This window comes from Desulfosporosinus metallidurans, assembly GCF_001936615.1.
Taxonomy (GTDB): domain Bacteria; phylum Bacillota; class Desulfitobacteriia; order Desulfitobacteriales; family Desulfitobacteriaceae; genus Desulfosporosinus; species Desulfosporosinus metallidurans.
The window spans coordinates 1-24,040 of the sequence record NZ_MLBF01000061.1 but is presented as its reverse complement, the minus strand read 5'-3'; the positions used below and the strand labels follow the sequence as shown (position 1 = coordinate 24,040).

Annotated in this window: 19 protein-coding genes and 1 pseudogene; 16 read left to right on the top strand and 4 right to left on the bottom strand. The window is 42.7% G+C overall.

Features of this window, described 5'->3' with window-relative positions:
- Nucleotides 1–351: 351 nt before the first annotated feature.
- Nucleotides 352–762, top strand: a complete 411-nt coding sequence (locus DSOL_RS22320) for an HIT family protein (protein ID WP_075366973.1) — start codon at nt 352–354, stop codon at nt 760–762.
- On the opposite strand, the gene DSOL_RS22315 is transcribed toward DSOL_RS22320, so the two are convergent.
- Nucleotides 745–1,671 carry a DMT family transporter gene (locus DSOL_RS22315; RefSeq protein WP_075366972.1) on the bottom strand — a complete coding sequence of 309 codons (927 nt, stop codon included), beginning with the start codon at nt 1,669–1,671 and terminating at the stop codon, nt 745–747. The genes DSOL_RS22320 and DSOL_RS22315 overlap by 18 nt on opposite strands.
- 352 nt (nt 1,672–2,023) lie before the next feature.
- Here DSOL_RS22315 and DSOL_RS22310 point away from each other — a divergent pair, with 352 nt between their 5' ends.
- Nucleotides 2,024–2,395, top strand: a complete 372-nt coding sequence (locus DSOL_RS22310; RefSeq protein WP_075366971.1) for a pyridoxamine 5'-phosphate oxidase family protein — start codon at nt 2,024–2,026, stop codon at nt 2,393–2,395.
- A gap of 727 nt (nt 2,396–3,122) precedes the next feature.
- Nucleotides 3,123–3,425, top strand: a complete 303-nt coding sequence (locus DSOL_RS22305; RefSeq protein ID WP_235838961.1) for a hypothetical protein — start codon at nt 3,123–3,125, stop codon at nt 3,423–3,425.
- A gap of 91 nt (nt 3,426–3,516) precedes the next feature.
- On the opposite strand, the gene DSOL_RS22300 is transcribed toward DSOL_RS22305, so the two are convergent.
- A complete protein-coding gene (locus DSOL_RS22300) occupies nt 3,517–3,825 on the bottom strand; it encodes a type II toxin-antitoxin system RelE/ParE family toxin (RefSeq protein WP_235838960.1) in 309 nt (102 codons plus the stop codon).
- Nucleotides 3,806–4,078, bottom strand: coding sequence for a type II toxin-antitoxin system Phd/YefM family antitoxin (locus tag DSOL_RS22295; protein ID WP_045574634.1), 273 nt, complete (start codon nt 4,076–4,078; stop codon nt 3,806–3,808). The genes DSOL_RS22300 and DSOL_RS22295 overlap by 20 nt, the downstream gene beginning before the upstream one ends.
- Nucleotides 4,079–4,395: 317 nt before the next feature.
- Between DSOL_RS22295 and DSOL_RS22290 the strand changes: the two genes are divergently transcribed.
- From DSOL_RS22290 to DSOL_RS22270, 5 genes are read left to right on the top strand one after another with little or no spacing between them, the layout of a single operon-like run.
- Entirely contained in the window at nt 4,396–5,082 is a 687-nt protein-coding gene (locus DSOL_RS22290; RefSeq protein WP_075366970.1) for a hypothetical protein, read from the top strand.
- Complete coding sequence (locus tag DSOL_RS22285; RefSeq protein ID WP_170871588.1) at nt 5,034–5,513, top strand: hypothetical protein; 480 nt, start codon at nt 5,034–5,036, stop codon at nt 5,511–5,513. Before DSOL_RS22290 ends, DSOL_RS22285 begins: the two co-directional genes overlap by 49 nt.
- 20 nt (nt 5,514–5,533) lie before the next feature.
- Nucleotides 5,534–7,144, top strand: coding sequence for a hypothetical protein (locus tag DSOL_RS22280; RefSeq protein ID WP_075366968.1), 1,611 nt, complete (start codon nt 5,534–5,536; stop codon nt 7,142–7,144).
- Entirely contained in the window at nt 7,141–7,848 is a 708-nt protein-coding gene (locus DSOL_RS22275; protein WP_075366967.1) for a DUF6063 family protein, read from the top strand. Before DSOL_RS22280 ends, DSOL_RS22275 begins: the two co-directional genes overlap by 4 nt.
- On the top strand, nt 7,835–12,244 hold the full coding sequence (locus tag DSOL_RS22270; protein ID WP_075366966.1) for a coiled-coil domain-containing protein: 4,410 nt from the start codon (nt 7,835–7,837) through the stop codon (nt 12,242–12,244). Before DSOL_RS22275 ends, DSOL_RS22270 begins: the two co-directional genes overlap by 14 nt.
- Nucleotides 12,245–12,525: 281 nt before the next feature.
- Here the strand turns inward: DSOL_RS22270 and DSOL_RS29210 are convergent.
- Nucleotides 12,526–12,639 (bottom strand): annotated as a pseudogene (locus tag DSOL_RS29210) (glutaredoxin family protein); the annotation flags it as partial.
- Between the two features lie 189 nt (nt 12,640–12,828).
- Here DSOL_RS29210 and DSOL_RS29205 point away from each other — a divergent pair.
- The 8 genes from DSOL_RS29205 (at nt 12,829) to DSOL_RS22235 (ending at nt 23,653) form a co-directional block, all read left to right on the top strand.
- Nucleotides 12,829–13,008, top strand: a complete 180-nt coding sequence (locus DSOL_RS29205) for a hypothetical protein (RefSeq protein WP_235838959.1) — start codon at nt 12,829–12,831, stop codon at nt 13,006–13,008.
- A 101-nt stretch (nt 13,009–13,109) separates the two neighbouring features.
- Complete coding sequence (locus DSOL_RS29200) at nt 13,110–13,478, top strand: hypothetical protein (protein ID WP_427854445.1); 369 nt, start codon at nt 13,110–13,112, stop codon at nt 13,476–13,478.
- A gap of 40 nt (nt 13,479–13,518) precedes the next feature.
- On the top strand, nt 13,519–14,010 hold the full coding sequence (locus DSOL_RS29195; protein ID WP_235838957.1) for a nucleoside triphosphate pyrophosphohydrolase: 492 nt from the start codon (nt 13,519–13,521) through the stop codon (nt 14,008–14,010).
- Nucleotides 14,011–14,024: 14 nt separating this feature from the next.
- Entirely contained in the window at nt 14,025–16,283 is a 2,259-nt protein-coding gene (locus tag DSOL_RS22255; protein WP_075366965.1) for a DEAD/DEAH box helicase, read from the top strand.
- A gap of 119 nt (nt 16,284–16,402) precedes the next feature.
- Nucleotides 16,403–18,106 carry a hypothetical protein gene (locus DSOL_RS22250; protein ID WP_075366964.1) on the top strand — a complete coding sequence of 568 codons (1,704 nt, stop codon included), beginning with the start codon at nt 16,403–16,405 and terminating at the stop codon, nt 18,104–18,106.
- A gap of 20 nt (nt 18,107–18,126) precedes the next feature.
- Nucleotides 18,127–21,504, top strand: a complete 3,378-nt coding sequence (locus tag DSOL_RS22245; protein ID WP_075366963.1) for a hypothetical protein — start codon at nt 18,127–18,129, stop codon at nt 21,502–21,504.
- 33 nt (nt 21,505–21,537) lie between these two features.
- Nucleotides 21,538–22,812, top strand: coding sequence for a hypothetical protein (locus DSOL_RS22240; protein WP_075366962.1), 1,275 nt, complete (start codon nt 21,538–21,540; stop codon nt 22,810–22,812).
- A 127-nt stretch (nt 22,813–22,939) separates the two neighbouring features.
- Entirely contained in the window at nt 22,940–23,653 is a 714-nt protein-coding gene (locus DSOL_RS22235; RefSeq protein WP_075366961.1) for a hypothetical protein, read from the top strand.
- Nucleotides 23,654–24,040 lie beyond the last annotated feature (387 nt).

Here is a 24,040-nt window from a genome sequence, read left to right as displayed (position 1 = left end):
TTGACTATAAGTTATGGAATTATTAACGAATATTATTCTACTTTAAAACTATTTCAAGTATAGCATGGATGTGTACTATCGAATAGAATCAAGCAGCAACTTGTGATTGTGACCTACACGCCTATGTAATAAGGCGCCTATCAGATTTATTGAACTGACTGGCGTCTTATTGTATAGTTTTTGAAAGATTTGGTGATTGGTGGAAGGAAAAGCAGGAAGTTCGGCGAAAAAGAAAGGTACGAGTCTAACGTTGTCTATTTCATTTGGGAGTATGGGCATCATCATAGAATGGATTTTGGCGCAGATGGCATTTTATCTATAGCCAAGACGGACGTAATAGGGGGAAGCAGAATGACAGAGTGCATGTTCTGTATACCGACAGAGACGGATATTTTAGTGGAGAACAAAATGGCCCTAGCCTTTTTTGATAAGTTCCCGGTCAATGAAGGTCATGTTTTAATTATCCCGAAGAGGCATATCGCAAGTCTCTTTGATATGACCGAGGAAGAAATTATGAGCATCTGGGAGTTGCTTGAAGAAGTGAAAGAGGAGCTAAATAAGCGGTTCCACCCCGATGGATACAATGTCGGAGTTAATGTAGGAGCAGCCGCAGGGCAGACGGTCTTTCACTTGCATGTTCATGTCATCCCACGGTATCAGGGAGATGTTCCAGATCCGCGTGGTGGTATTCGGAACATCAAAAAGAGTTTGGTGCCCTATACTGGGGAGGGAGAAGAACCTTATTTAGGCAATACTTTTTGAGCTTTCTAAATACTTACCTTTTGCTTCCGGTCGTATCGCTAAATAAACGCCTGTAATTACGATGGCGGCCCCAATGAGTTTGAAGAGAGTGATCGATTCGCCTAAGATTGTCACAGACTGAATAATCGTAAAGATCGGTACTAAATTAATATAAATAGCAGTGCGAGGTGCCCCAATCCGTTGAATAGCAACCATCTGGATGAGATAACCCAATACAGAAGCAAACACGCTCATATAGAGAATGGAGAGCCATCCGCTCGCAGTTGCCGAAAATAAATAGGTCGAAGGGTTTTCCCACAAGAAGAAAGGGATGGAAATGACAACGCAGATCAAGAAAGTATAAGCAGTTACCATGAGCGGTGATAGACTGTATTGTTTCATATAGCGACGGCTAAGCAGCGAATAGATAGCAAAACAACAGACTGCGATCAGCATAACTACATCGCCTTTGTTGAAACGAAATTGTGAGACTAATTGCAAATCTCCATTTGTAATAAATAGAAAAACACCGATAAAAGATAAGAAAATGCCAAATATCCGCCAAGGAGTTAATCGCTCGCTAAAGAACATGGCTGCCAGAAGTGTTGTGACCATGGGGTTCATAGCTCCAATAATCGATGAATTAGTCGCCGTGGTATATTTTAACGAAGTAAAAAACAATGAGTGATAACAAAAAGTGCCGATGAAGCCAAGAAAAATTAGCGGCAGCCATTGTCTACCGCGTGGAATAAGGTTACCCGGTTCTCGAAGATACAAAATTGCAAAAATGAAGGGTAAAGCAAAGAAAAACCGAAAGAAAGTGAGTGCAAATGGAGGGAATTCTCCGACGGCAATTTTACCAGTAATAAATGCGCCTGACCAGAAAATGGACGTCAGCACCATTAAAAGGTGAATCTTTTTATTGGACAACTGTAGCCCTCCCTCAAGATAACATTTCGGAATACATGTCAAAACAATTATAGACTAAGTCAATAAAATATCAAGTTTCTGAGTCCAAGAGCGCCAATCAGATTTATAGATTTATAGACTCGATTTCTAAGTGGCTATATGATTTAGCGGTAATGTCCTCCCAAGCTTTTCAGCAGAGGAGAGGGCGGGGAAAATAGGGTTTATCTCACTTATTGTACATGCGAATGAAAAGCTTTCAAAGAGAAATAATATGTTTAGGTTGGCTTACTGTGATTTAGATCACTTTGATTGGCCATTATTTCCACTATAATTATTTCTTGCAACTAATCTGATAAGAAAAGGGAGTTTTTGTATGATTCCGGAAAAATTATTCGAAGTACTCAATTACGAAGGCGTCGTGGCTATTGCTACACAAGGTGAGGAAGGACCACACCTTGTAAATACTTGGAATAGTTACGTTCAAGTAACCGGGGGTGGAAGTTTAGTAATTCCTGCCGGTTACATGAAGACCACGGAAGCAAACATAGCAAAAAACAATAAAGTGCTTATTACTCTGGGCAGCCGGGAAGTAGAGGGTCAACATGGTCCGGGAGCAGGATTTCTAATTAAGGGTACAGCAGCCTTTCAGACCTCCGGACCCAATTTTGATGCTCTCAAACAACGGTTCCCCTGGGCTAGGGCTGCTTTAGAAGTCACTATTACTTCTGCTAATCAGACTTTATAAGAGGTAAGTAACTATGCCTTTAAATTTTGAAAATGTATGAATGATTCCAGTGCTGAAAGTACCTATAATTCCTCTTTCACCTCACAAGACCTGGTAAAACATAGAATTTAAGGACTTTCCTTTATCAAGAATCTCATGGGCAGAGTAGATATTGCTCGGTTTTGGATCTACACACCGTGTTTTATTGACCTCTTCTGGAATTATCCTATCAAATGGAGACAGGTATCCCTTGTTTTGATGCGGACAATTTTTCGATGACTTTCTTTCGAATATCTTCTTTAAAGAACCGAGCTAACTGTCGAAAATTATGGGCAATAATCAGCAGCTTAAATGAACAGGCGCGAAGATAAGAATACAGCATAGTTTAGTTATGAATTCATTTCTAAGCAAAGGGGGTACCGGGCTCAACCGGTATCTTTTTTGTACTGGCAGACCCCCATGCCGAGGTTCGGCACCATTGAATGATGAAAAGGGGTCGAACAGGTGCGCGGGTAGCTTCTCGCACATCCGTTCACTCAGCGCTCCAGGGCTCGCGCACGATTCGTTCACTCCTGTGCGAGAAGCTACCTTTTGGGTCTTAGTTTTTTCAGGGCAGAAAGTATAACTTCGGTAATACTTTCTGCAGGTCCCTTCTCGCCGACTGGCGGCTCAAGCCGGTTTACTGAAGGGCTATCAGGTCGATGCCGAGAGGGAAAGATTGCTGGCTTCAGCGTTGGGGAGATTGTCTTTGCTGAATTCCAGGCGCTGGATTAATTTTATGCAGGAGATCCTGCCGGAAATTCTTTTAGGTAAAGGTTCTTTAGGGCATTCATTGACCGCGGTGGAACGGACAATGCTAACCATGCTTCACTATACCTTGTGGGGCAAGGGGCTGAGTGATCTGGGAAAGAGGTTTGCTTCTATAGAAGAGGCGATATATTGGGTCATTAATGATCCGCGGCTTTACCAGGAACTGATGGATTTGCTGGAGATGTTTTTACGGATTTTAATCGAAGTGTTGATATCTGAAGATTTAAAGAATCAGGGCTGAACAAGGAGGAAAGAACCAATTACATGATGACGTTAAAAAAGCCAGAACGCTTAAACAGTTCTGGCAGTCACCTATCAAACAACCGATAATTTTATAACAAGAATTCGTATTTCCTTCGACCATATAGTATTCGCCGTATTTGTACTGCGTTGCCGCTTACAATAAAGAATACTACATAGTTCTGCACTATCAGCAAACGATATTTTTTCGCACGAAGCACAGTATTCTTTGCCAGTGAACAGCGCATGGGCATTTGTTCAAGAGAAGCGATGCCATCGACAATTTCATCATAGATTTTAATAGCAACCTGCGGTGAAAGCTCATTTAGATAATTAATAATATCCTTTAGATCTTGCTCAGCTGAGGGAAATATCGTCAGTTCATACTTTTCCATGGACATAAGCCCTCAACTTTTTTGTCACTTCAAAAAAGTTCTTTCCTTCTGCACCGTTTGCAATCTCAACCTCAGCTTCAGCCAGCTTGCTATAGAGTTCAATTAAAGTCTGCTGTTGCTCATAGGTTTCGATACTCATCACTACCATATCCCCTTTGCCGTTCTTAGTTATGAACACGGGTTCGCGTTCGTTATGGCAGAATTCAGAAATCTCGTTAGCCTTATTGCGCAAATCAGAGATGGGACGAATATTTGGCATAGTCCTCGCTCCTCGTTCTCAATATTTATGCATTTATTATATCATAATTTTGAGCAAATATAAATTTATATATTACCAAAGATCCTTCACATGTGCTTATTTTGCCTAACAGCCTAAATACAGGAATGAAGAAGACCTTGAGCCCAGTTATACTGTAGGGCTTTATTTTATTTACTTTGGCAAAGATAATTATATATAATCAAGGCAGACCCACATGGGCAGGATTTTGCCGGATAATCTCGAAGAAGTGAGAATTACTAAATCTAAATAGAGAATCAGATAATCTGTCAAACAGGATGCGTTAAGAAGGGATAGATATGGAACAAATCGAAAAACTCCTGAATCATGTCAGCAAAACAGTTACCGATCTGGAACTCCAGCAGATCCTCGGGGAGTCAGATTATCCTCGTTTTCAGGGTGAAGTGGAAAGATTGGTAGAGTCCGGAGTACTTGCTCCGGTAAAGGCTTCAAAAAAGAATGGACGACTGCCGCCTCTGTATAATAAATATAAAATTATTAAGCCCCAGGAGGATTATACCTCTTATCTTGAGTCCATTCGCCGGCTTAATCCTGAGCTTAGCATTGCGGGTTATTTGCAGAGGCCGGAGGTTTATAAAAAGCATCAGCAGATCGTTGAAGGAATCAGCAACTATCTGTGGTTTGCTCAGGGTTTGTTAGACAAACCCATGTCGCGCAAGGAGCGCTCCTTTTCCGTGTGGGGCAGGGAGAAGCTGTTGGATGAGCAGATATCCTTGGTTAAAGACGTGCTGAGGTTTAATAGTCTGGCGGAGGATTTCCTTAATTATTATGACACTCCGGAGCCATTTTTTGAATATCGACATGATCGCGGCCAGCTCACGACAGTACTGGTAATTGAAAATAAGGATACCTGGTTTACCTTGCGGAAGCTAATGCAGGATACGGGAAAAACTCCTTGGCAGGTACGGTTCTCCAGGTGCTTTTGTACGGGGAAGGGAATAAAATCACGAAGCCGGGAGCTTTAGAGGAATATAAGGCTGCCATGTTGGGCGGGAAGGGACAAGCTACACGCTTTCTTTACTTCGGGGATCTGGACTGGGAAGGTATTCGGCTATTTTTTCGTACCCGCGAAGCCAATCCGTCTCTGGAATTAAAACCCTTCGCTGCCCTCTATAGTCTTATGCTGGAACTTGCGGCAAAGCACGCAGAACGTCAAGAATTACCTAAATCACCCGATCAGCGCGGTGTGACCGGTTCGCTCTCTGAATTTTTAGCAGCTTTGGAACTTGCCCAGGGGGATAATCCCCTGAGCACGAGCACGAGCACGAGCACGAGCATGAGCACGAGCATGAGCATGAGCTTAGCGGGTGGCTTTTTAAAGGACTTATTAGCTGAGGGCAAGTACATCCCTCAGGAGATTATCAATTATCAGGTGGCGGCGGATCTTCTCAAGTAGTAGGAACGAGGTTGAAACAAGTGGAGAGGACAACATTTGAATTTTTGGAAGGCTTTGAAAAGAGGATGCAGCTGGTGGCTGCGATTGACTCCATTATCAACCGCACCAATCGCAAGATGGAGTTTGAGCGATTGTTTGAGCCGGGGCAGCTGGATAATATTATTCTTTCCGTCCTTGTCTTTATCATGGAAAGAACCTTAACTGAGGATGAAGAGTGTACTATGGACAGCATCGCTCGCTTTGTTGCTCAGATCCTCCCTGAATATTCCCTAGCCCTGTCCCCTGAAGTCCTGCGCAAACTGACGGAATACATCATCAAGGACATCCTGCAAAACGGAGGGGAAGCGCGCTACTATCCCGTCATGAACTACGGGAAGGGTATGGACCAACTCCGGATTCGGCTCATCGATGATAAGCTCATCGACGATCAACGGGGCTATGTCCTTAATTATCAGCTGACGGATCAGGGCTATGACCTTCTCTTCCGAACCAAAGAAGTGGAGCAGGAAATCAGTTTTACGATTGAAGAACTCAAGCTTCGGGAACTGATTAAGCGCAAAAACTACAGGAAGGCCATTGGGCAAAGCGCGAACCTGGTGCAGATGATCCGGCAAAAAAAGAATGATGTCCGGCAGTTCGTGCAAAAAGTTCGGGAAAACATTTATGAGGTAAACATCGAAGAGTTTGAACGGCTTGTAACCAGTACCTATACCCTGCTTGAAGAGGAATACAGCATGATGGGTGAGATTCGCTCCATGATTCTGCTTTCCGAGGAGCGCCTTAAGGAAGAGGAAGACCTACGGGGGGCCTTGGATGAGCAGATGATTAAAGCTCGCTCAGAGATTGGCATTATCCGTAGAAACATCAACCTAACCATCAGTGAGCAAAAGGAATTGATCATGGAACGTCTCAGCCTGTCGAGAATCTATAAGGAAACCATTGCGGATTCCTTTGCTCTGGCCAGAGCTCGCTATTATGACTTTGAGCAGGTCATCCTCAAGCCCTTGGAGCAATGCCCAGAGGAAAAGCTGCCCTCTCTCTGGCAGCTTCTTAATCCTTTACTTCGGCCTAACCCGGATCGGATTCTCAACGTACTCAGCTTGTTTGAGCGACAAGCACGCCTTAAGCAGGAAGACGAAGGCACCCCCAGTATCCTCCTGGAGGAGCTGGGAGAAGATATGGAACTGCGCAAAATCTCCAAAATCAATGATCGAAATCTGGAATTGTTAGGCAGTCTGTTGGAGTTTGCTGACCGCAAAAGGGAATCCTTTCGCTTGAGTGAATTGATGCAGGATCTTGAGACTAAGGCAGAAGTCTTTAAGGAATTAACGGAGGATGATCTGATTTTCAAAACCATGCTCAAGCTCTATGATCTCCAGGTGATTGATCTGAGTAGATGGAGGGAAGAGCAAGAGGAGGTAGTGGCCAATGCTACAGGCGAGCTGGATGTCAGCTATTGTTTGTACCGCCTGGAATATGTCCACCCGGACTTATTCGGGATTAAGAGAATCGAGATCAGCAAACCCGATGAAGAGGTATACGAACAGGAAATCCTAACTGATATCGGGCAAGAGAAGCTGAGCAGGCGTATTGCCATCAGTGATTTTTGGATTGAGGTGAGCTTCCAGTGAGTGAGATAAAAACAGCCCTGAAGATTTACCGCAAACTCCTGGAGAAGGGGCAACTGGATCGGGAAAGCGAGGGGGATCTGTTCCTGGAATTCCGCAATGTGGAGGTTAGGGCGATCTTGGCGGAATTAGAGGAGGAGCTGGAGTTTAAAGTCATTGAAGTGGCTGGAAGCCTCTATTTGCTTCCCAATAGCGGCAATGGAGTTTTGGGCTACACAACCAAGGATTTGCGCGAAAGCGTTGCCACGGATGCTAAGCTTGTCGATGCCTACTTGCTGAGCTATATCTCCATGTTCATTTTGTACTTATTTTACGGCGGACGGAACCGAAATCCGAAACAGAGGGAATTCTTACGAATCAGCACGTTGATCGAGGAACTGGACAGGCGTTTTGAACTGGCCTTAAATGATGGAGAAGAGGGGAAAGTCCTCGAGGATAAATACGCCCTGAATTTTACCCGCATCGCTGAGCTGTGGGCCAGTAAGCAGGATTTTGAAGAGAGAGGCCGCAAAACAAAAACCGGTACGATTTTGAATACCTGCCGGCTCCTGGAGCGTGAAGCCTTGCTCAGAATCGTGGATGATGACCGTGAGCTGCGGCCCACCAGGAAGCTGGATGACCTGATGCTTAATTATTACCTGGATGACAGCCGGGTAGAAGAGATTAGAGAGTTCTTCGAAGGAGCGGTATCTCATGCCCAGAATTAATCGGATTCGGATCATTAACTTTTCCTACAACAATGACCTGCGGCATATTCAGGATGAAACCTTTAATTTCCACGGTGGGGAAAATGCCCTGCTCAGTTTAGCCAATGGCGGCGGTAAAAGTGTTCTGGTGCAGTTGATCTTTCAACCCATCGTGCCCGAAACAAAAATCCAAGGGCGTCGCATCAACGCCTTTTTCCGTAAAAAACGTTTACCGGCCTATGTCCTGATCGAATGGAAGCTGGACAGTGTCGGCGGTTATTTGCTGACAGGCCTGGGAATGGTCTCGGCAGAGGTATCAGGGCTTGAGGATGAGAAAAACAGAGTGAAGTATTTTACCTTCACTTCTCAATATACGGGTTCCAACGCCTTCGATCTGGCCAATATTGAACTTGTTAAGCAAACGGGCAATATTCTGGAGATTAAACCCTTCAAGGAAGCCAGGGAGATGATGATGGAAAAGGAGAAGAAGGACCCCTATCTCTTTGGTTGTTTTTATGATGATGACGGAGAGCGCTACCGCAAACGCTTGGCTGAGTTTGGAATTGCTCAGGATGAGTGGAAAAATATTATCGCCAAAATCAATGACAGTGAAGGCGGTTTAGATGAGATCTTTCAGAAGTATAAAAACTCCAGCCAATTATTAAATGAATGGATCATCAAAACCATCGAGAAGGTGATTTATAAGGATCGTTCCGAGGCCCATCGGTTAGAAGAAATGTTGGAAGGATTAGTGCGGGAGGTCATTGAGAACGAGCGCTTTATCTTAGAAAAGCAAGTTCTCGATGAATTCTTAGTTGGATACGGAGAACAGGTCGGTGCCTTAGTTGAACTTCTCAACGGTCTGGAAGAGCAAAAACGCTTGGCAGGAAAACTGGCGGCTCTGAATCGTCATTTAAACACTGAAACAGGCCAGCTCCAGGAAGACCAGGAGGGCAATCAACTTGAATTAGTTAATCTCAAACAGGAACAGCAGCGGATCGACTTGGAAGAACGCTCTCATGCTTACTGGTTGAGACACGAGGAGCATAACCAAGCTGCCCAGGAACTGGCTGAGGCGGAAAAAAGCAGTCTGGATAACGAGGAAAAGCTGGAGGCGGCTAAATTCTCTGCCAAAATCATGGAGGCAGCCGGTTTTAGCAAAGAGATAGGTTCAAAAAAGGCTGACCTTTCCGGGATCCAGGAAAGGCTGGAAGCTTCTCGTTCACAGCTGGGTACAGATCAGAGAATGCGCGATTTGGAATACTCTCTTAAACGGTTGGCTCAGGAAACGTTGCAGGATCTCGAGCTGGCTTTAGAGGGCTTAAGCGGGGAAAAGACGGAGCGGGGTCAGGACTTGCAGCAGCTCAAGACGGAGGCCCATAATCTGGATCAGGAATTAAGAGGGTTTGTAGGCGAAAAAGGCGGTCTTCAGCAGCAGGTAAAACAGTATGAAGCCCAGGAACGGGACGTCCGAGGGAAGCTCAAGCTTAATCTGAACAGGAACCTGCTGGGAGAGTTAGCCCAGCAGGACATTGAGAAAGCTAGACTGGGGCTGCAAAAGAACCAAGTGGATTTGGCGAGCAAAGAAGTGCTTTTGGTTGAAGAAAAAGCTGAGAATGTTCAGAAACAGCAGGATAAGGAGCGGGAGAGCCAAGAACTGCGGGAAGCCAAAGCTGAGGAAGCCAATTCTTTAAACCGTCTGAATGAAGAGATTGCCGCCTATGAGCAGCAGGAACAGGAAGTCCTGGGCATCCTCCATAAATTCGGCTTTGTTGCTGAACTCAGATTTGACCGGGAACGTCTGCACACCTTGTTCAATCAACGACTGAAAAACCTGGATCAGAGCCTGGAAGAAGCAGTCCGGATGCGGGACGAGTCCACGGAATCCCTTTCCTCCCTTAAACAGGGGAGACTGCATATTCCCGGAGAAGTCGTCTCCTTACTGGCTGCTAAGGATATTCAATATGATACGGGTGAAACCTATCTGCGCAATCTCCCCCCGGACATCCGCCAGAAGCTGCTGGGGGAAAATCCTGTTTTGCCTTATGCCCTAATCCTGGCCAAGGAGAGCATTGAACTCCTGGCTGAGGCTATGAATCGAATGACCCTGCGACGTGTTCTTCCTCTGATTGCTTATGAGGATTTGGGCAAGAGCATAATTTCTATGACAGAGAGAATGGTTCAGGCCGGTGAAGGCCTAACTTTAGTTTGTCTGTATGAAGGCAGGGTATTTAATAATGAGAGCCTCGTTAAACTGGAAGAAGAACTGAAACGAAAGCAAACTGAGGCCTTCGAGCAGTATGCCCATTATTCAGAGGAGCGCAATGATACGATTGCCAAGCAAGCCATATGCGGGCGTTTTGTCTATCCGTCGGAGCATCTCTATCTGCTGGAAAAAAAGAAAACAGCCGCCGAAAAGCAGCTCAAGGGGATTGCCGACAATGTGTCTCTCCTGGAACAGGAAAAAAAGAATCTTTGCAGAGCCCTGGAAAAACTGGAACAATCCCTCAAAGAAACAAGCGAGAACCGGCAAAGGGCAGAGGCTGCCCTTACCCTGTTTGAGTCTTGGCTTGAACGGGAAAAGGACTATCAGACCTGCCGAAAAAGGCTGGGAAAAGTTATTGAGGGGATTTCCAACGCCGATAGAAAAAAAGCGGAACAGACTTTGAACATCGAGAACCTTCAGGAAGAGCTCAAGAGAGTTGATTACGCAATCGATCGGAAAAAGAGGGAGACTCAAGAAATCCGGAAAAAGCTCACCCTCTATCAGCAGGCCCCGGTGGCGGAAATCGTCGAGGGGAGTCTCGAAGAACTGGAATCCAGGCTGCAAGGTCTAAAGGCGGCCTATACAGGAGAAATTGAGTTTCTGGAAAAACGCCAAAAGGACCTGCAGTTGGACTGTGCTAAAATGGAAAAAGAACTGGCCAGGTTGGGTTTGGCGGAAGAGGATTATCGGGGAGTAGCCTTTGATGAGGGGAAAGCCGAGGATATTAGTTCGGAAATCATTGAGTTTGAAAAAGCAAGAAAGCTTCTGCAAAGGGTTACCTTTCAAGCCGGTCAAAAAGCCAGCGCTGCAAAAATAGCCTGCGACATCGCTGCCGAAGAAGTGAAAAAGCTGGGAGCGGAATTTCCGCTTGGCCCCGAAGAGATTAAAGGAGATTTCCAGAGTCGGCGTCATAAGCTATCCGCCGAGTACACCCGCTTGGATCAGGAGCTCAAGCAAATAGCCTTAAAAATTAGCGCCTATAACAAGCTGATGGATCAAATTACCCCTGTTCTTAAGGGCGTGAAGGCTGAACCTGAAAAGGGCTTCCAGCCGGAAGCGGATCTTAAGGCCCAAACCGGCAGATTAGCGGAAAGCTTCCTTACTTTCCAATCAGCCAATCGGACCAAGGCCGATACCCTTAGAAATAATTACCGGGGGCTTAAAGCGGAATACCGGGAGAAAAATGCCAATATCAGTAATATCTTTAAGGGGCTGGACCTGCTTTGGGATAAGCCAGATATGGACTATGATGAGTATTTCTACCTTTATGAACGCATGGGTCAACATCAGGAAAAACTAGGGGAACTGATTAAGCTGCATGAAAGCCTGCTTTCTAATTTGGAACGCAACAAAAAGGATATGATTCAACAGAGTTTGCTCCAAGGGATGCGCTTTTACGAAGAAATTGAGTGGATATCAGATCATTCCAAGGTGCGCCTGCAAGGAAAAAACAGACCGGTGCAGATGCTTAAAATTGAGCTTTCCCTGGATTCCAGTGAGGCAGCCGGGGGGCGGATGAAGGAATACATCGAAGAGTGTATTCTCCAGGTGCGTGACGAAACCCGGCAGGAAAAGAGTGAGGCGGACCTTAAAAAAGTAATCACCAAATTAATGTATAGTCGTGAACTCTTAAATGTTTATTTGGGACATTCCAATATCCCCGTTAAAGTCTTTAAGATCGATCTTAACATGCAAAATAGTGGCTTAAAGACCTGGGAAGACGCCATGCTGGAAAACTCAGGCGGCGAAAAGTTTGTCGTTTACTTCTCCGTTCTTTCAGCTTTAATGGCCTATACCCGATCTCGTACCCTGGAGGCAGCCGGCGCTGATGAAGACAAGGATTCCAGCGTATTAGTCATGGACAACCCCTTTGGTCCTATCTCCTCAGAACATCTCCTTAATCCACTCTTTGAAATTGCCAAAAAACACCGCACCCAGCTTATTTGCCTTTCTGATTTAAAACAAAACTCCATCATGAATTGTTTTAATTTAATCTACATGTTAAAAGTCAGGACCAGTGCTATCGGCAGCAACGAGTACTTGAAATTCGGAGAACTTGTGCGCGATCAAAGCGCAGTGCAAAATGATGAGAAACTGGAAAAAGCTATCTTCCGGGTTTCGGAGCATAAGCAGATAAGCTTGTTTGAATGATAACGTAAAAAGGTCAAGTGAATAGTGCTTGCTGTTACTCTCCCGGATATTAGAGCTCGAGAAACCTCTCCCGAGCAGAATCCCGCGATATAGCAGTGTGCATGACAATTATATCTTTTCAGAGGACGGTCATTGTAGATTATAGAATGAAAGGATTAATAGTATGAAGAGAAATTGGATGAAGCTGGGGACGTAAAATACTGGAGAGATCAGCAAGGAATTCATCATGTGCCTAAACGTGATTTGGAGGACTTAATTTATACCTTGTAAAACCTTTACTCTTAGATATTCTCTGGCGTAATAGTAGACTTATGCGAACACTTCGGGCAAGTCACCTGGAGTGTTCCTTTATTTATGGGTACCCGCTTCTTACCCTTGCATTTCTCGCATTCTTGTATTGTAAAAGACGTTAAACCCTTGCCAGTCTGTTTAAGCGCCAATCAGATTTAAAGACTGACAGGCGCGTTTTTATAGTTGTTGAAATATTTGGTGATTAGTGGGAGGAAAAGATGGGAAGCTCGGCGAAAAAGAAAGGTATGAGTCGGAATCAATGAAGAGATTCTGCCGCATTGGGGGGTTAATCAATGCATCATATTGGAATCGACTTAGCGTGGACCTATGCCAAAGAATCCGGGATTTGTGTTATCGATGACAATGGAATGATCGTCTACTGTGAATCCAAGGTGTTCAGTGACGAAATGATTGCTGCAATCGTTGAAGAGTATGCCCTGGAGGGGCAATCGTTGCGATTGATGCTCCCTTAATCGTGAATAACGAAACAGGCTCTAGATCCTGTGACGGAGCTATTATGAGAGAAAAAATCCACGGCAGAAATCTGTCCGTTTTCAATTGCAGTAGAAGCTTTATGTTAAAACACTTTGGTGTTGTCAGAGGAGAAGAGGTTGTAAAAGCCATTAATCGGATGCCAGCTTTTGCGCTCACAGGTGACCCAACTAACAAAAAGCACCTCATCATCGAAACCTTTCCCACTGGAATAACCTTAGGCCTTTTTCCCGACGTATTTCCAATTAAATATAAAATCAAAAGTAAGGTTGAATTTGGAACAAGCAAAATGGAGATGGGGCGGATCATTAACCTTTTTAAGAGGTTGAGTGACTTCAATCCCCAAGTCTATAACGTTGAAGATTTTTTCAGTGATTCATTAGGCATTCAAGCTATGTCAAAGAAGGGGTATAAGAACCTTGAAGACAAGCTGGATGCCTTTTTATACTAATCAGAAAGCATAACTTCGTTGAATGCTTTCTGGAGCATAAGTGCAACTAAGGCGGCCGCCTTCGCGAGGCTTGGCGCCAGCCAAGTTTTCTATATGTGCATACGCCTCATATTGGCTCGCCAATCATAAGGGGAAGGTTTTCGGTGATGATCAGGATGGGTTTATTACCATACCTGTAATCGATGAGAATCAAGTTCATGTTGGTAGAACAAGCGGTGTAAAAGTCTACAATAAGCTTATTCGGGATAAAATCCCCCAGATCATAGAGCAAAGCGGAAAACAAGCCATTATAGAAACGGTCTCCGGCAAAGAGTACCAAGACTTATTAAACGCTAAGTTGGGTGAAGAACTTCAGGAATATCTGGACAGCCAGAGTGTTGAAGAACTGGCAGATTTGGTCGAGGTTGTCTACGCGATATTGGAGCATAAAGAGGTCTCTCTGCAGGAATTCGAGGATATCAGAAAGCAAAAAGTTCTGAAGAGAGGCGCTTTTCAGGAAAAACTGCTGCTTAAAGAAGTTATCGAGAGTTGAGGGGTTGATGCAAATTGACAGAAAAGATCAAGCAGAAGGGAAGCCTGGGTAGTGTCGCCGAAGATCTCTTTGTCGAGCTGTTTTGTGATACCTTTGGTCCGGATCAAGCCCAATATCTATTTCTTCAATATCCTGTTACCGATATTTATGGACATAGACGCTCTATCGATTTTGCACTGGAAAGTGAAGACTTAAAAATAGCCATAGAGATCGATGGTGAAACCTATCATAATCCCAATAAGGTTTCTGCCAATAAATATTATGACGATCTTACCAAGCAAAACAGCCTGATCTATCAGAACTGGAAGGTTTACCGCTGGGTTTACAATCAGCTGAAGCACCATCCTGAGCAGGTCAAGGATGAGTTGAGGATTTTTGTCGGAGAAATACCATCCTTTAAAATGCTGGAGGATTATCTACCCAAGCAAAAGGGTAAGCTCATTGAACTGCGAGAGCATCAACAAGCTGCTTTAGCCAGTCTGGAGAGGATGCGTGATCAAGGGGAGAGTATCGCTCTGCTTTATCATGCCACGGGAACCGGAAAAACTGTGACCGCAGTCAGTGACGCCAAACGTCTGGGGAAAAGAACCCTGTTTCTGGCTCATACCAAAGAACTGATAACCCAGGCTAAAGGCACGTTTGAAGAACTCTGGGATATGGCGGAGACAGGCCTCTATGTGGCTGAAGAGAAAGCTAAAGACGCTTACGTCGTTTGCAGCAGCATTCAGAGTGTTGCCAGAAATCTTGAACAGTTTAAACCGGATGATTTCGGCTATATCATTATCGATGAATGCCATCATGGAACGGCAGATACTTATAGGAAGGTTTTGAGCTATTTCAAACCTGAATTCACCCTGGGACTTACTGCGACACCGGACAGAGCGGATGGGGAGAGTATTCTGGAGGACTTTAAAAATGTGGCCCATAAACTGGATTTGCAGCAAGCCGTTGAATTAGGGGAACTTGTTCCTATCCGGTGTATCCGGGTCAAGACCAATGTCGATCTTTCCGCGGTAAGAATCAATGGCATTAAATATTACGCTCAGGACTTAGAAAGCAAGCTCTTTGTGCCTGAAAGAAATAAGCTCCTGGCAGAAACCTATCTGAATTATGTTCGGGATAAGAAAACCGTGGTGTTCTGTGCTTCCGTACCCCACGCTCAGGAGATTTCTGCCTTGTTTAAGCAACAGGGAATTAATTGTGAGGCTGTTTCCGGTTCTATGAAGTCAGGAGAAAGGGCGAGGATTTTAGATCTTTATGAACATGGGGATATCCAAGTCTTATGTGCATGTGACCTTTTAAACGAGGGTTGGGACAGTCCGAAAACAGAAGTTTTGTTCATGGCCAGGCCGACGCTTTCCAAGACACTTTATGTTCAGCAGCTGGGCCGGGGGATGCGCAAGTGCGCAGGCAAGGACTACTTGATGGTCTTTGATTTTATTGATAATGCCGGTTTGTTTAACATGCCCTATTCACTGCACAGGATGTTTAACCTTAAGGAATATAGGGCGGGAGAGTACGTTGTTGCTTCCCAGAAACAGTTTGAGCTGGACAGAGATTTGATTGCCAGGGGAGAAAAACCGTCTGTTTTTCTGGATTTCCCGGTGAATGCTGCGGATTACGAGCTGATTGATCTCTTTAACTGGCAGGATGAAGTGAAAGGGATGATCTCACAGCTGGAGTTTGTGAGGATGGTCGATGTGCAAACAGAAACCATCGAACGCTACGTGCGTGAAGGAAAGATAACCCCTGATTTAGAGGTACCCTTTGGGGATAAAAGAAGCTTTAAATATTTTAAGGAAGCAACCGTGGAGGGCTATGCTAAACAGTACGGCTGGGAGCTGATCAATCCTGCCAATATGAAGGATAAGTTTATGGACATGGTCAGGACCATGGATATGAGTTTTTCTTATAAGCCGGTACTGCTCAAAGCCATGCTTGAGCATGTTGACGAAAAGGGAAGAGTTAGGGTCGAGGACATGGTTAACTACTTCGTGGATTTCTATATGGCCAGGAAAGAGAGCGGGCTGGTGGTTGAGAAGAGATCCAGTCTGTATTGCAAAGACGGGTATTCGAGAAAGGATGTTGAGAGAAATATCTTTAGCAATCCGTTTAAGCGTTTTGAGGATATGCGGTTTATAAGTCGGTGCCGGGATATTGAGTATGTGGAGTTTAATCGGCATGTTTGGAAGAGGATGACTCAGGAGGAGAAGGACTGGATTGTTGGGCGGTGTGATGAGAAGTTGGAGGAGTATTATAAGAAACGATTTTAGATGTAAAAAAGCCGAGTCCTCTTTTTTGAACTCACTAGAAATTATTGTAGGAAATTTGCAGTTGTATATTAACCCTGTAAAGATATTTTTTGGTTAAATATTTATTAAGAGGTGGGATAATGGTTGAATTCAAGCGTGTTTCAGAATTAATTCCCCCCCACAGTGGGTTGCAGGTTTGTATTTCGGACTGTAAGCCGATTCAAGTGCTCCAATGGCAATGCCAAGATGAGCTAACAGCTGATCTTGAGAGGGGAGTCTATACGACAAACCCATTACATATTAATAAGGCAATCAATTTTGTCCATTTAGCAAAAGAAACATGTTCCGAGCTAGTCTTGACGCCGGAGTATTCGTTTCCCTGTGAGGTGCTCGACAGAGTAGTTGAAAACCGCGAACTTTGGCCTAACAAGGGCTCACTATGGTGTCTGTGCATGCAAGGGTATGCACGACAGGAGTTTGCTGAAAAGCTCGAACAGTGGACAAGCACTGACACGTTAGTAATACGGAGTGCTTTTGAACGAATATTGTGTCGTCACTTTGTGGATGCTCTCATTTATTTATTCGTTTTGGATGATGGTCGTCTTTGCATACTCCCTCAGTTAAAGACAACACCTATGTCAGAACGCTGGAATGATCATGAAGTTAGAGGTCTCTGCACCAGCGATTTGATTTATATATTTGACCTTTATGGGAAGAGTGATGATCAAAATCGCTTTTTGTCTATTCTTTGTTCGGATGCACTTTGTATTAATGCACAAGACATCCTTGATCACACAATAGGCAAGTACCTTACCGTTTTTCATGCACAGTTAAATCCGGAACCACGCCATTCAGATTTTCGATCATTTCGCAGTACTTTCTTTGATCGGAATGCCGGTAGGGATATTCGTCTCCTAACGTTAAACTGGGCAGAAGGTACGAAAATCGACGATCAGACGTTCAGCAAGCCCTGGTCGGCCTTTTACAAAAAATCAGATCGAGAAGAAGTACCGGAGCAACAATTAAGGACCTGGAATCATGACAGAGGCACTTATTATGCGCTGCATCATTATACTGAGATATGGTATTCCGATAGAGAAGAGCACTGCAAACGGTTTGATATCAACAAGGGGTTTCAGCTGGGTGTTTCTTATCCAGCGATAACGCATAATGAACCTATCACACAAGATTATTTGTTGTATTGCGCCGCTGAGAGTTCTTGGAAACCTGTACTTATAAACCATCAGCCTGCCTTGATCAAACTCATTGATAGCCACGGTTCGGATTATGACTTTCCGCTGGGTGCTTCACCTCATGAAAACGATGCATTTTTTGGTCTCTGCTTTGGACATTTCTTAGAAGGAGAACTCAGAGCTGAAGACGACGAGCTCGTAACCAGATTATTCTCTGGTTCTGATCATGAATCTGATCAAAAAAGACGTGCCAAGGCCGATCAATATAAAAAACTAATTCAATTGATTAAAAGGCAAGAATTCCCCCCTGAGTTAGTAAATTTGATCGATAATCATGTTCTTTACCTAGACTCTGAAACGGCAGAAGAAAAGAAAAAATATGGGAATGTATACCCCAAAAACGTTGCTCCTGATCAGAGGGATCCATTTTCTTCAGCTCTTTTCATAATATCTGGATACACCAGCAAAGACGAAGTTGAAGAACAGGTCGATATGCTGAGTAAGAAATTACACCGAAATCTTCGTAATAGAGTGGTCGTTTACTATTTTTCACTTGAGACAGAGCGCTACGAATGTTTTGCCGAACATTTGATGCAGACAAGAATTGACAAAGCGACATATTCCAAACCACTTAGTTCAATTAAAGGGTGAGAGCGTATAAGGAGGATAAAATGAAACTGAATGATGTATTACATCGTCTTCGCTTTGGAAAAGAGATTAAAAGTGAGGTATTTCACTTCCGTAACGAGGCGTTTGAGTTTTTTCGAGTAAAACGGTCAGAAGAGTTGTTGCCTAGCATCCAATTTTCAGAGTATTTTTTTATGGAAGTGTCTGAAGCAACGATAACGAAGATGACTGAAGAAGATGATCTTGGTTATTTTCGTGAATTCCAAACTAAACTTTTGGCAAAGTCGTTTTTTTCTCACAAAAGCGATTTGCGTTGGAATCTATATTTAATTTTAGTGATTGAGAGCTACGAATTGCTGAGGGACAGTAATCTGGCGCGTAAAATCGAGGATGACGCTGACTATGCGCGTAAATTTATTACAACCCCAGACGACATTTTAATTTTGCTGGATAAAGAATGGTTACAAACCGCTAAAGCAGATAATATAGAACAACTAGATCCCTTACAAGAGTGGAATCAGCATCTAGAGCCTCTCCAGCTGACAGGATGCTTGACTCAAACTTTTGCCAGCAAGGGTAAAGAGCGTGTTAATCAATATCTGGAAGGGCAGCCTTTAAGTGAAGGAACAGCCCCTACTAGACGAGGAAACCGGATTTCTGATGACTATGAGGAAAAGATCGGAACCATCAACTCGATTTCTTTTGATGGTTTTCGTAAACATTGTTTTGATCAACTTAAGCCGATTCAGCCAAGCAAAGTGAATTTGATCCACGGTTCGAACGGCTCTGGAAAAACTTCCGCCGTGGAAGCAATCGAGCTAGCTCTTACCGACGATATTCGGCGTTGTTCTGAATTCGGTGACCTGGTGGAGGAAACAGCAAACCAATTACAAGTTTGGTGTCGGACAGAATCGGGTAAGACGCTCCCGTACCAATCAGGAAAACCAGTAGCAATATATAAAAAATTAGCTCAATCCTGGTACGGTGTAACGCCCGGTCATAAATCCGAGCTCAACTATTATTTTCATAGATTCAATTACTTTGATTCTGAGGCGGCCTATCGGTTTGCACTTAGCGAAAGCAGTAACAAGGATCACCAAAAGTTTGATTACTCTGATAATTTGAGCCGACTTGTCTTTGGCGATTCAATCCTCAAAACTCAGAGTGAGTGGCAGCGTTATAAAGACGAGTTTGCTGACCAATTAAAGGATTTGACGAATCGAAGGGATAAATACAGTTCATTAAAGACAACATTGGGTGAGAAAATTGCCTCTTTAAGCCCTGCCCAAGCTGCGCAGCCTATCGAATTAGATAAGTTATTGGCATCAATTCATTTGCGGGAATCAAAAATAGAGCACGGAACAGCAACTGCGCTGGAGCATATGGAGAGTCTCAATCTCCTTTTAAAATCGGTAGAGCCGCGTCGGAAGGAAATTATAGAATTTCCTCTCATCAATGGCACGTTGACCTTGGAACAGATTCAAATCCAGCTGAAGTTAAATAAGGATAATCTCGATTTATTGATGGCAGAAAAAGAAAGCAAAGTTGTAGATCAAAAGTATCTAGAATCAGAACGAAGCCGCATTAGTTCAGAATTAGCGAAAAATAGGGAAAAAGAACTTCTTGTTCAACAAAGTATTGATGACATCAAGAGACATTTGCAGGAATGGAAAGAAGTTCGGAAGGTATTAGAAGATGACCAGGCACAGGTTCAAAAACGAAGAAGATTGGAACAAAAATTAGGACTACTGAATCATAAACTTAATGTCCTGCAGAACCTCGGAGCTCGTTTTAGCCGATTACCTTTAATGAAGAGACAGGATCTGTTTTTGTTACCTCAAGAAAGTATTCAACAGCTTCATGGATCAGTGGAAGAAAAAACGAAGCTTCTAAAGAAATCAAAGCAACAGCTTGTAGTAGCAGAGAATTTAATGGGCGAGCTTAATGCCATGATCTCAAGACTACAACATCTTGGAAAAGACTTTCTAGAAAAGGATACCCATGCAATAACCTGTCCACTTTGTAAACATGACTATGGTACGCATATTAAATTGGCTCAAGCGATTCAGTCTGCCAATTCTGTGAGCTGGCAAGGAGATAACGGCTTAGATGTATTGCGTCAAAGTATTGAAGTTTTACAAGTTGATGTTGATCTTTTAAATAAACAAATAAAGCAGCAAGATTTAAATAAACGTAATGTGGAGCAGGTTAATGAAGCTTACATGGTATTGGCAAATGATCCTCAGTTTGATGTAGATGCAAATCAAAAGAATCCTGAAGAGCAATTACAAACCATACATAACTTATTGGCGGCCCAAAATGAATGGAAAGAACAGCGAAATACAACTCACGATCAATTACTGGTTTTTGATAACACAGGATTTAGCAATAACGAAATCATACAAGCGGAGCTATTTCAAAAAGAAAATAAATTCTACAGACAATACATCGAGCAGCAATCTGTTGATTCGTTTGAGGCATATGTAATTGCAAGGCAAAAAGAGTTACAAGGCCAAGCGATTGAAGTGAATCAAGCATCAGCCCAGCTCCGCAACCAAAATGCTGACTTGGAACAACGTTTAGTAAAAATCTCTTTTGAAGAACTTAACCAATCCATCGTGGAACAGGAAAAACAAATTGGTTTGTGGAGAAATCTTAAGGAGAGTATAGAAACCTTGCTTCTAGATTTTAACTTTAACCAGAACGATAACTTACGAGCTTGGGCTATCCAATTAGAAACGGCAAGAATGCAAGTCGAACTATTGATTGAAATAAACAAGCACGATCATGAGCAATTGCTACTGCAATCTCAATTAGAAAATACAGAAGATGAGTTAGGTATACTCCAAAATAAGATACAACGCTGCGAATTAGCGTGTAACGCCTTGGGCCAACTGAGATCACTTAAAACTTATACTGAAGAATTCATTACTAAAAATATTGCCAAAATAGAACGGTTCTTTAAACTGCTTCATACGCCACGGGAGTTCGACGAAATTCATTTAGAGGAAGATGGATTAATATTGCGCCGTAAGTGGGATCAGGAGGAGTGTGCCGTAAAGGCTTTTCAGATGTCCTCTGGACAGCGGGCTTCACTGGCGCTTTCTGTCATGTTTGCTGTACACCTTGCGGCACCCAATGCTCCCAAATTTATAATCATGGATGAACCTGTGGCCAATATGGATGATCTTCATCTTATGAATCTTTTAGATTTGCTACGCGACCTTGCGTTGTCAGGCCGGCAGATTTTCTTTACAACTGCAAACCCGGATGTGGCAAATTTGTTCCGAAGAAAATTCAGTTTCTTTGAAGAACAATTTACTCACTTTGAATTCTCGCGTCACTCAGGCAAACCCGTTCAAATTAGATCTATGAAGTACTCACCGGATAAGGAAAATCCGTTTTTCTCCTATATTAGCTAAAGGCTAAGCCTATAATGGAAAGGATGTTTTTTGATGTCATCTACTCCAGGTACACATATTCATTCTTTATTATTAAATCATTTTCAGCATGGAGCTGGAGCAGCAGGTTATTTAAGAGAGATGATTCCTGGCTTATATAGGTATCTGAAAGAATTCTTTGACAGTCGCTCAGATATCAAACGACTACAACATGCGGAATTTTTAAGTGAGCATATTTTATCATTAACAGATTTCGCTGATATGATTCCTTTGCGTTCCACGGTGGCGACATTGGAAATTAAACATTTGATTAGATATAAAAAACAAACGGATCACACGGCTCATACAGTATACTTATTTTTACTTGGTATCTGGGCATACGATCATATTTCAGGAATACGTGAAGCGATCGACAAATCTATAGACAGTAGTAAGCCGCTAAAATTATTCATTTTTCAATGGACATTTGCCTCTCTCCTTCATGATGTGGGTTACTTATATTATGATTTTGAAAAAGGAGATAATTTATCATCCTGGCAATTGTTTGATGAAATGCTTTCATTTGATTATTTCCAGCGGTTTTCAGAAGAGTTAAGCGAAGAATGTAAAATGGAATTGAGACAACTATGGCAAGAATTTTCCGAACGGTATAAGTTACCATCCCATGCGGAACAAACAAGTTCGGGGCAGCTAATTGAATCGTTAGACCATATTCCATGGCTTGCTGAACTGCTTCAATCATACAAATCTGGATTGGAAACGATGAATTCTACACATAGCATTGGGCCAGGGTTACATTCATTTGCGTACCAAATGTCTTCCACGGGTTATGATGATGAACATCCAGTTGTCGATCATGGTATAGCAAGCAGTTTAATTTTGTTAAAGTACACGTCAATCTGGTACTGGTTAAGTAAACATGCCGCAGAAAGGTATCCTTCGCTGAATGAGGAACTGAATGCTCGTTTTCATTATTACCCGCATACGTTGGAAAAACATGTAATTTCCGCTTGTAAAGCAGTAGCATATCACAATATGCCGAAAGTTATGTTTAACCTTGAACAAGAGCCTTTACTCTACCTATCTGTGCTATGTGACGAGCTTCAGATTTGGGACCGTTTCCATTCAGGCACAGAACTTATTGACAATTGGAAAACGATTAACCAATGCATGGCCGAAAACATAGAGGCAGAGCTGATTATAAGTGAGACTAAAGCACCCATGCTTCATTTAATGGCTTCTCAGCCACATTACGACAAACTGCTTGGCAATTTAAAGAAAAGGGTAGCTCAATGGGACCGTTATGTGCAACTTACTGAAATAGAGTGATTGATAATGAATTGACTTAAGATTTATCTAGTACTCGGCGGAACATGCTTTTATGCGTCTTTTTTGTCGTTCCGCCGAGTATTTTCTATAGCGTGCATTTAGGAGAGAGTATTTAGGGGGAAGAAACGTGGACGTTGAAAATCAGGGCACTGAGGGAATCAAAAAAAATATAGAAGAGTTTGAAAAGCTTTTTAATGAATATTACATGCATCTTTTACAATTTATTGAAGGGATATATAGGAAGGAAGATAATCCGTATTATCTCTCTCACCCAAAACTTGTATTAGATTCAATTAGACTTCAAGCAAGTTTCTTTAAACTACCAGATGAAGTGCAGGAAAGGCTTCTTTTACTAGACTTTGAAGTATTTATGCATTGTGACAACGTAGTCGATCTCTACTCATTTAGAGATTTTTTATTGGAGAATTATCGCTACAATAGAGCTACTACAATTGCAGAAAGAGTAGATTCAGAACTTAAGCTGGTTCGTGAATTTATTGATAATGATATTTGGGGAAAATACCACAATTTGCCTAAAAGGAAATTTGATTTCTACCGTCAAGAGTCAAATGTGAGTTTACTGCTTGAGATGGATTATTATAGAAAAACAAGTTCAGTAGAAGATAAGCTTAGTTCTCAAAGTGAACTGATTTCACCTAATGTAGAATTAATCCCACAAACAGAATTAAATATTAAGACTGCTAACAATGAAGAACCCAAAGATATATTTGGTAAATACAACGAAATGGTTTCAAAAGGTACGAAATCAATTGATTCAACGCAAGATTTTGTAAGCAAAGGCATCATGTTATTTAACACCATAACAAGCCTATTTAAATAAATAACGCTAATATCATCTAAGATGTTATGACAATTTTATTACAATACAATACTATAACGACTTTTCGCTTTTTGTATTTCTTTTGGGTCAGTGCCACTCTACATAACATAGATTTTATTATCTTTATAATCGTAAAGATTATTTGTAATGGCTTTCGGATTCAATGGGACTTAATTCAGATGTCACAGTTTCTCATTATCCATATAACCGTTAGGCAATAATTAGAAATTCCGATAGCTTAAGTTTAGGCATAAAAGTAATAATAGAAACTTTACTTTGCTGGAGGTTACTCCAAAGTGAATATGCAAAGGAGAAAATATGGATTATTTTAAAAAAGTTTTTAGCATAGCAAATAACAAATTTTTAGTTAAAGAACATTGATACAGT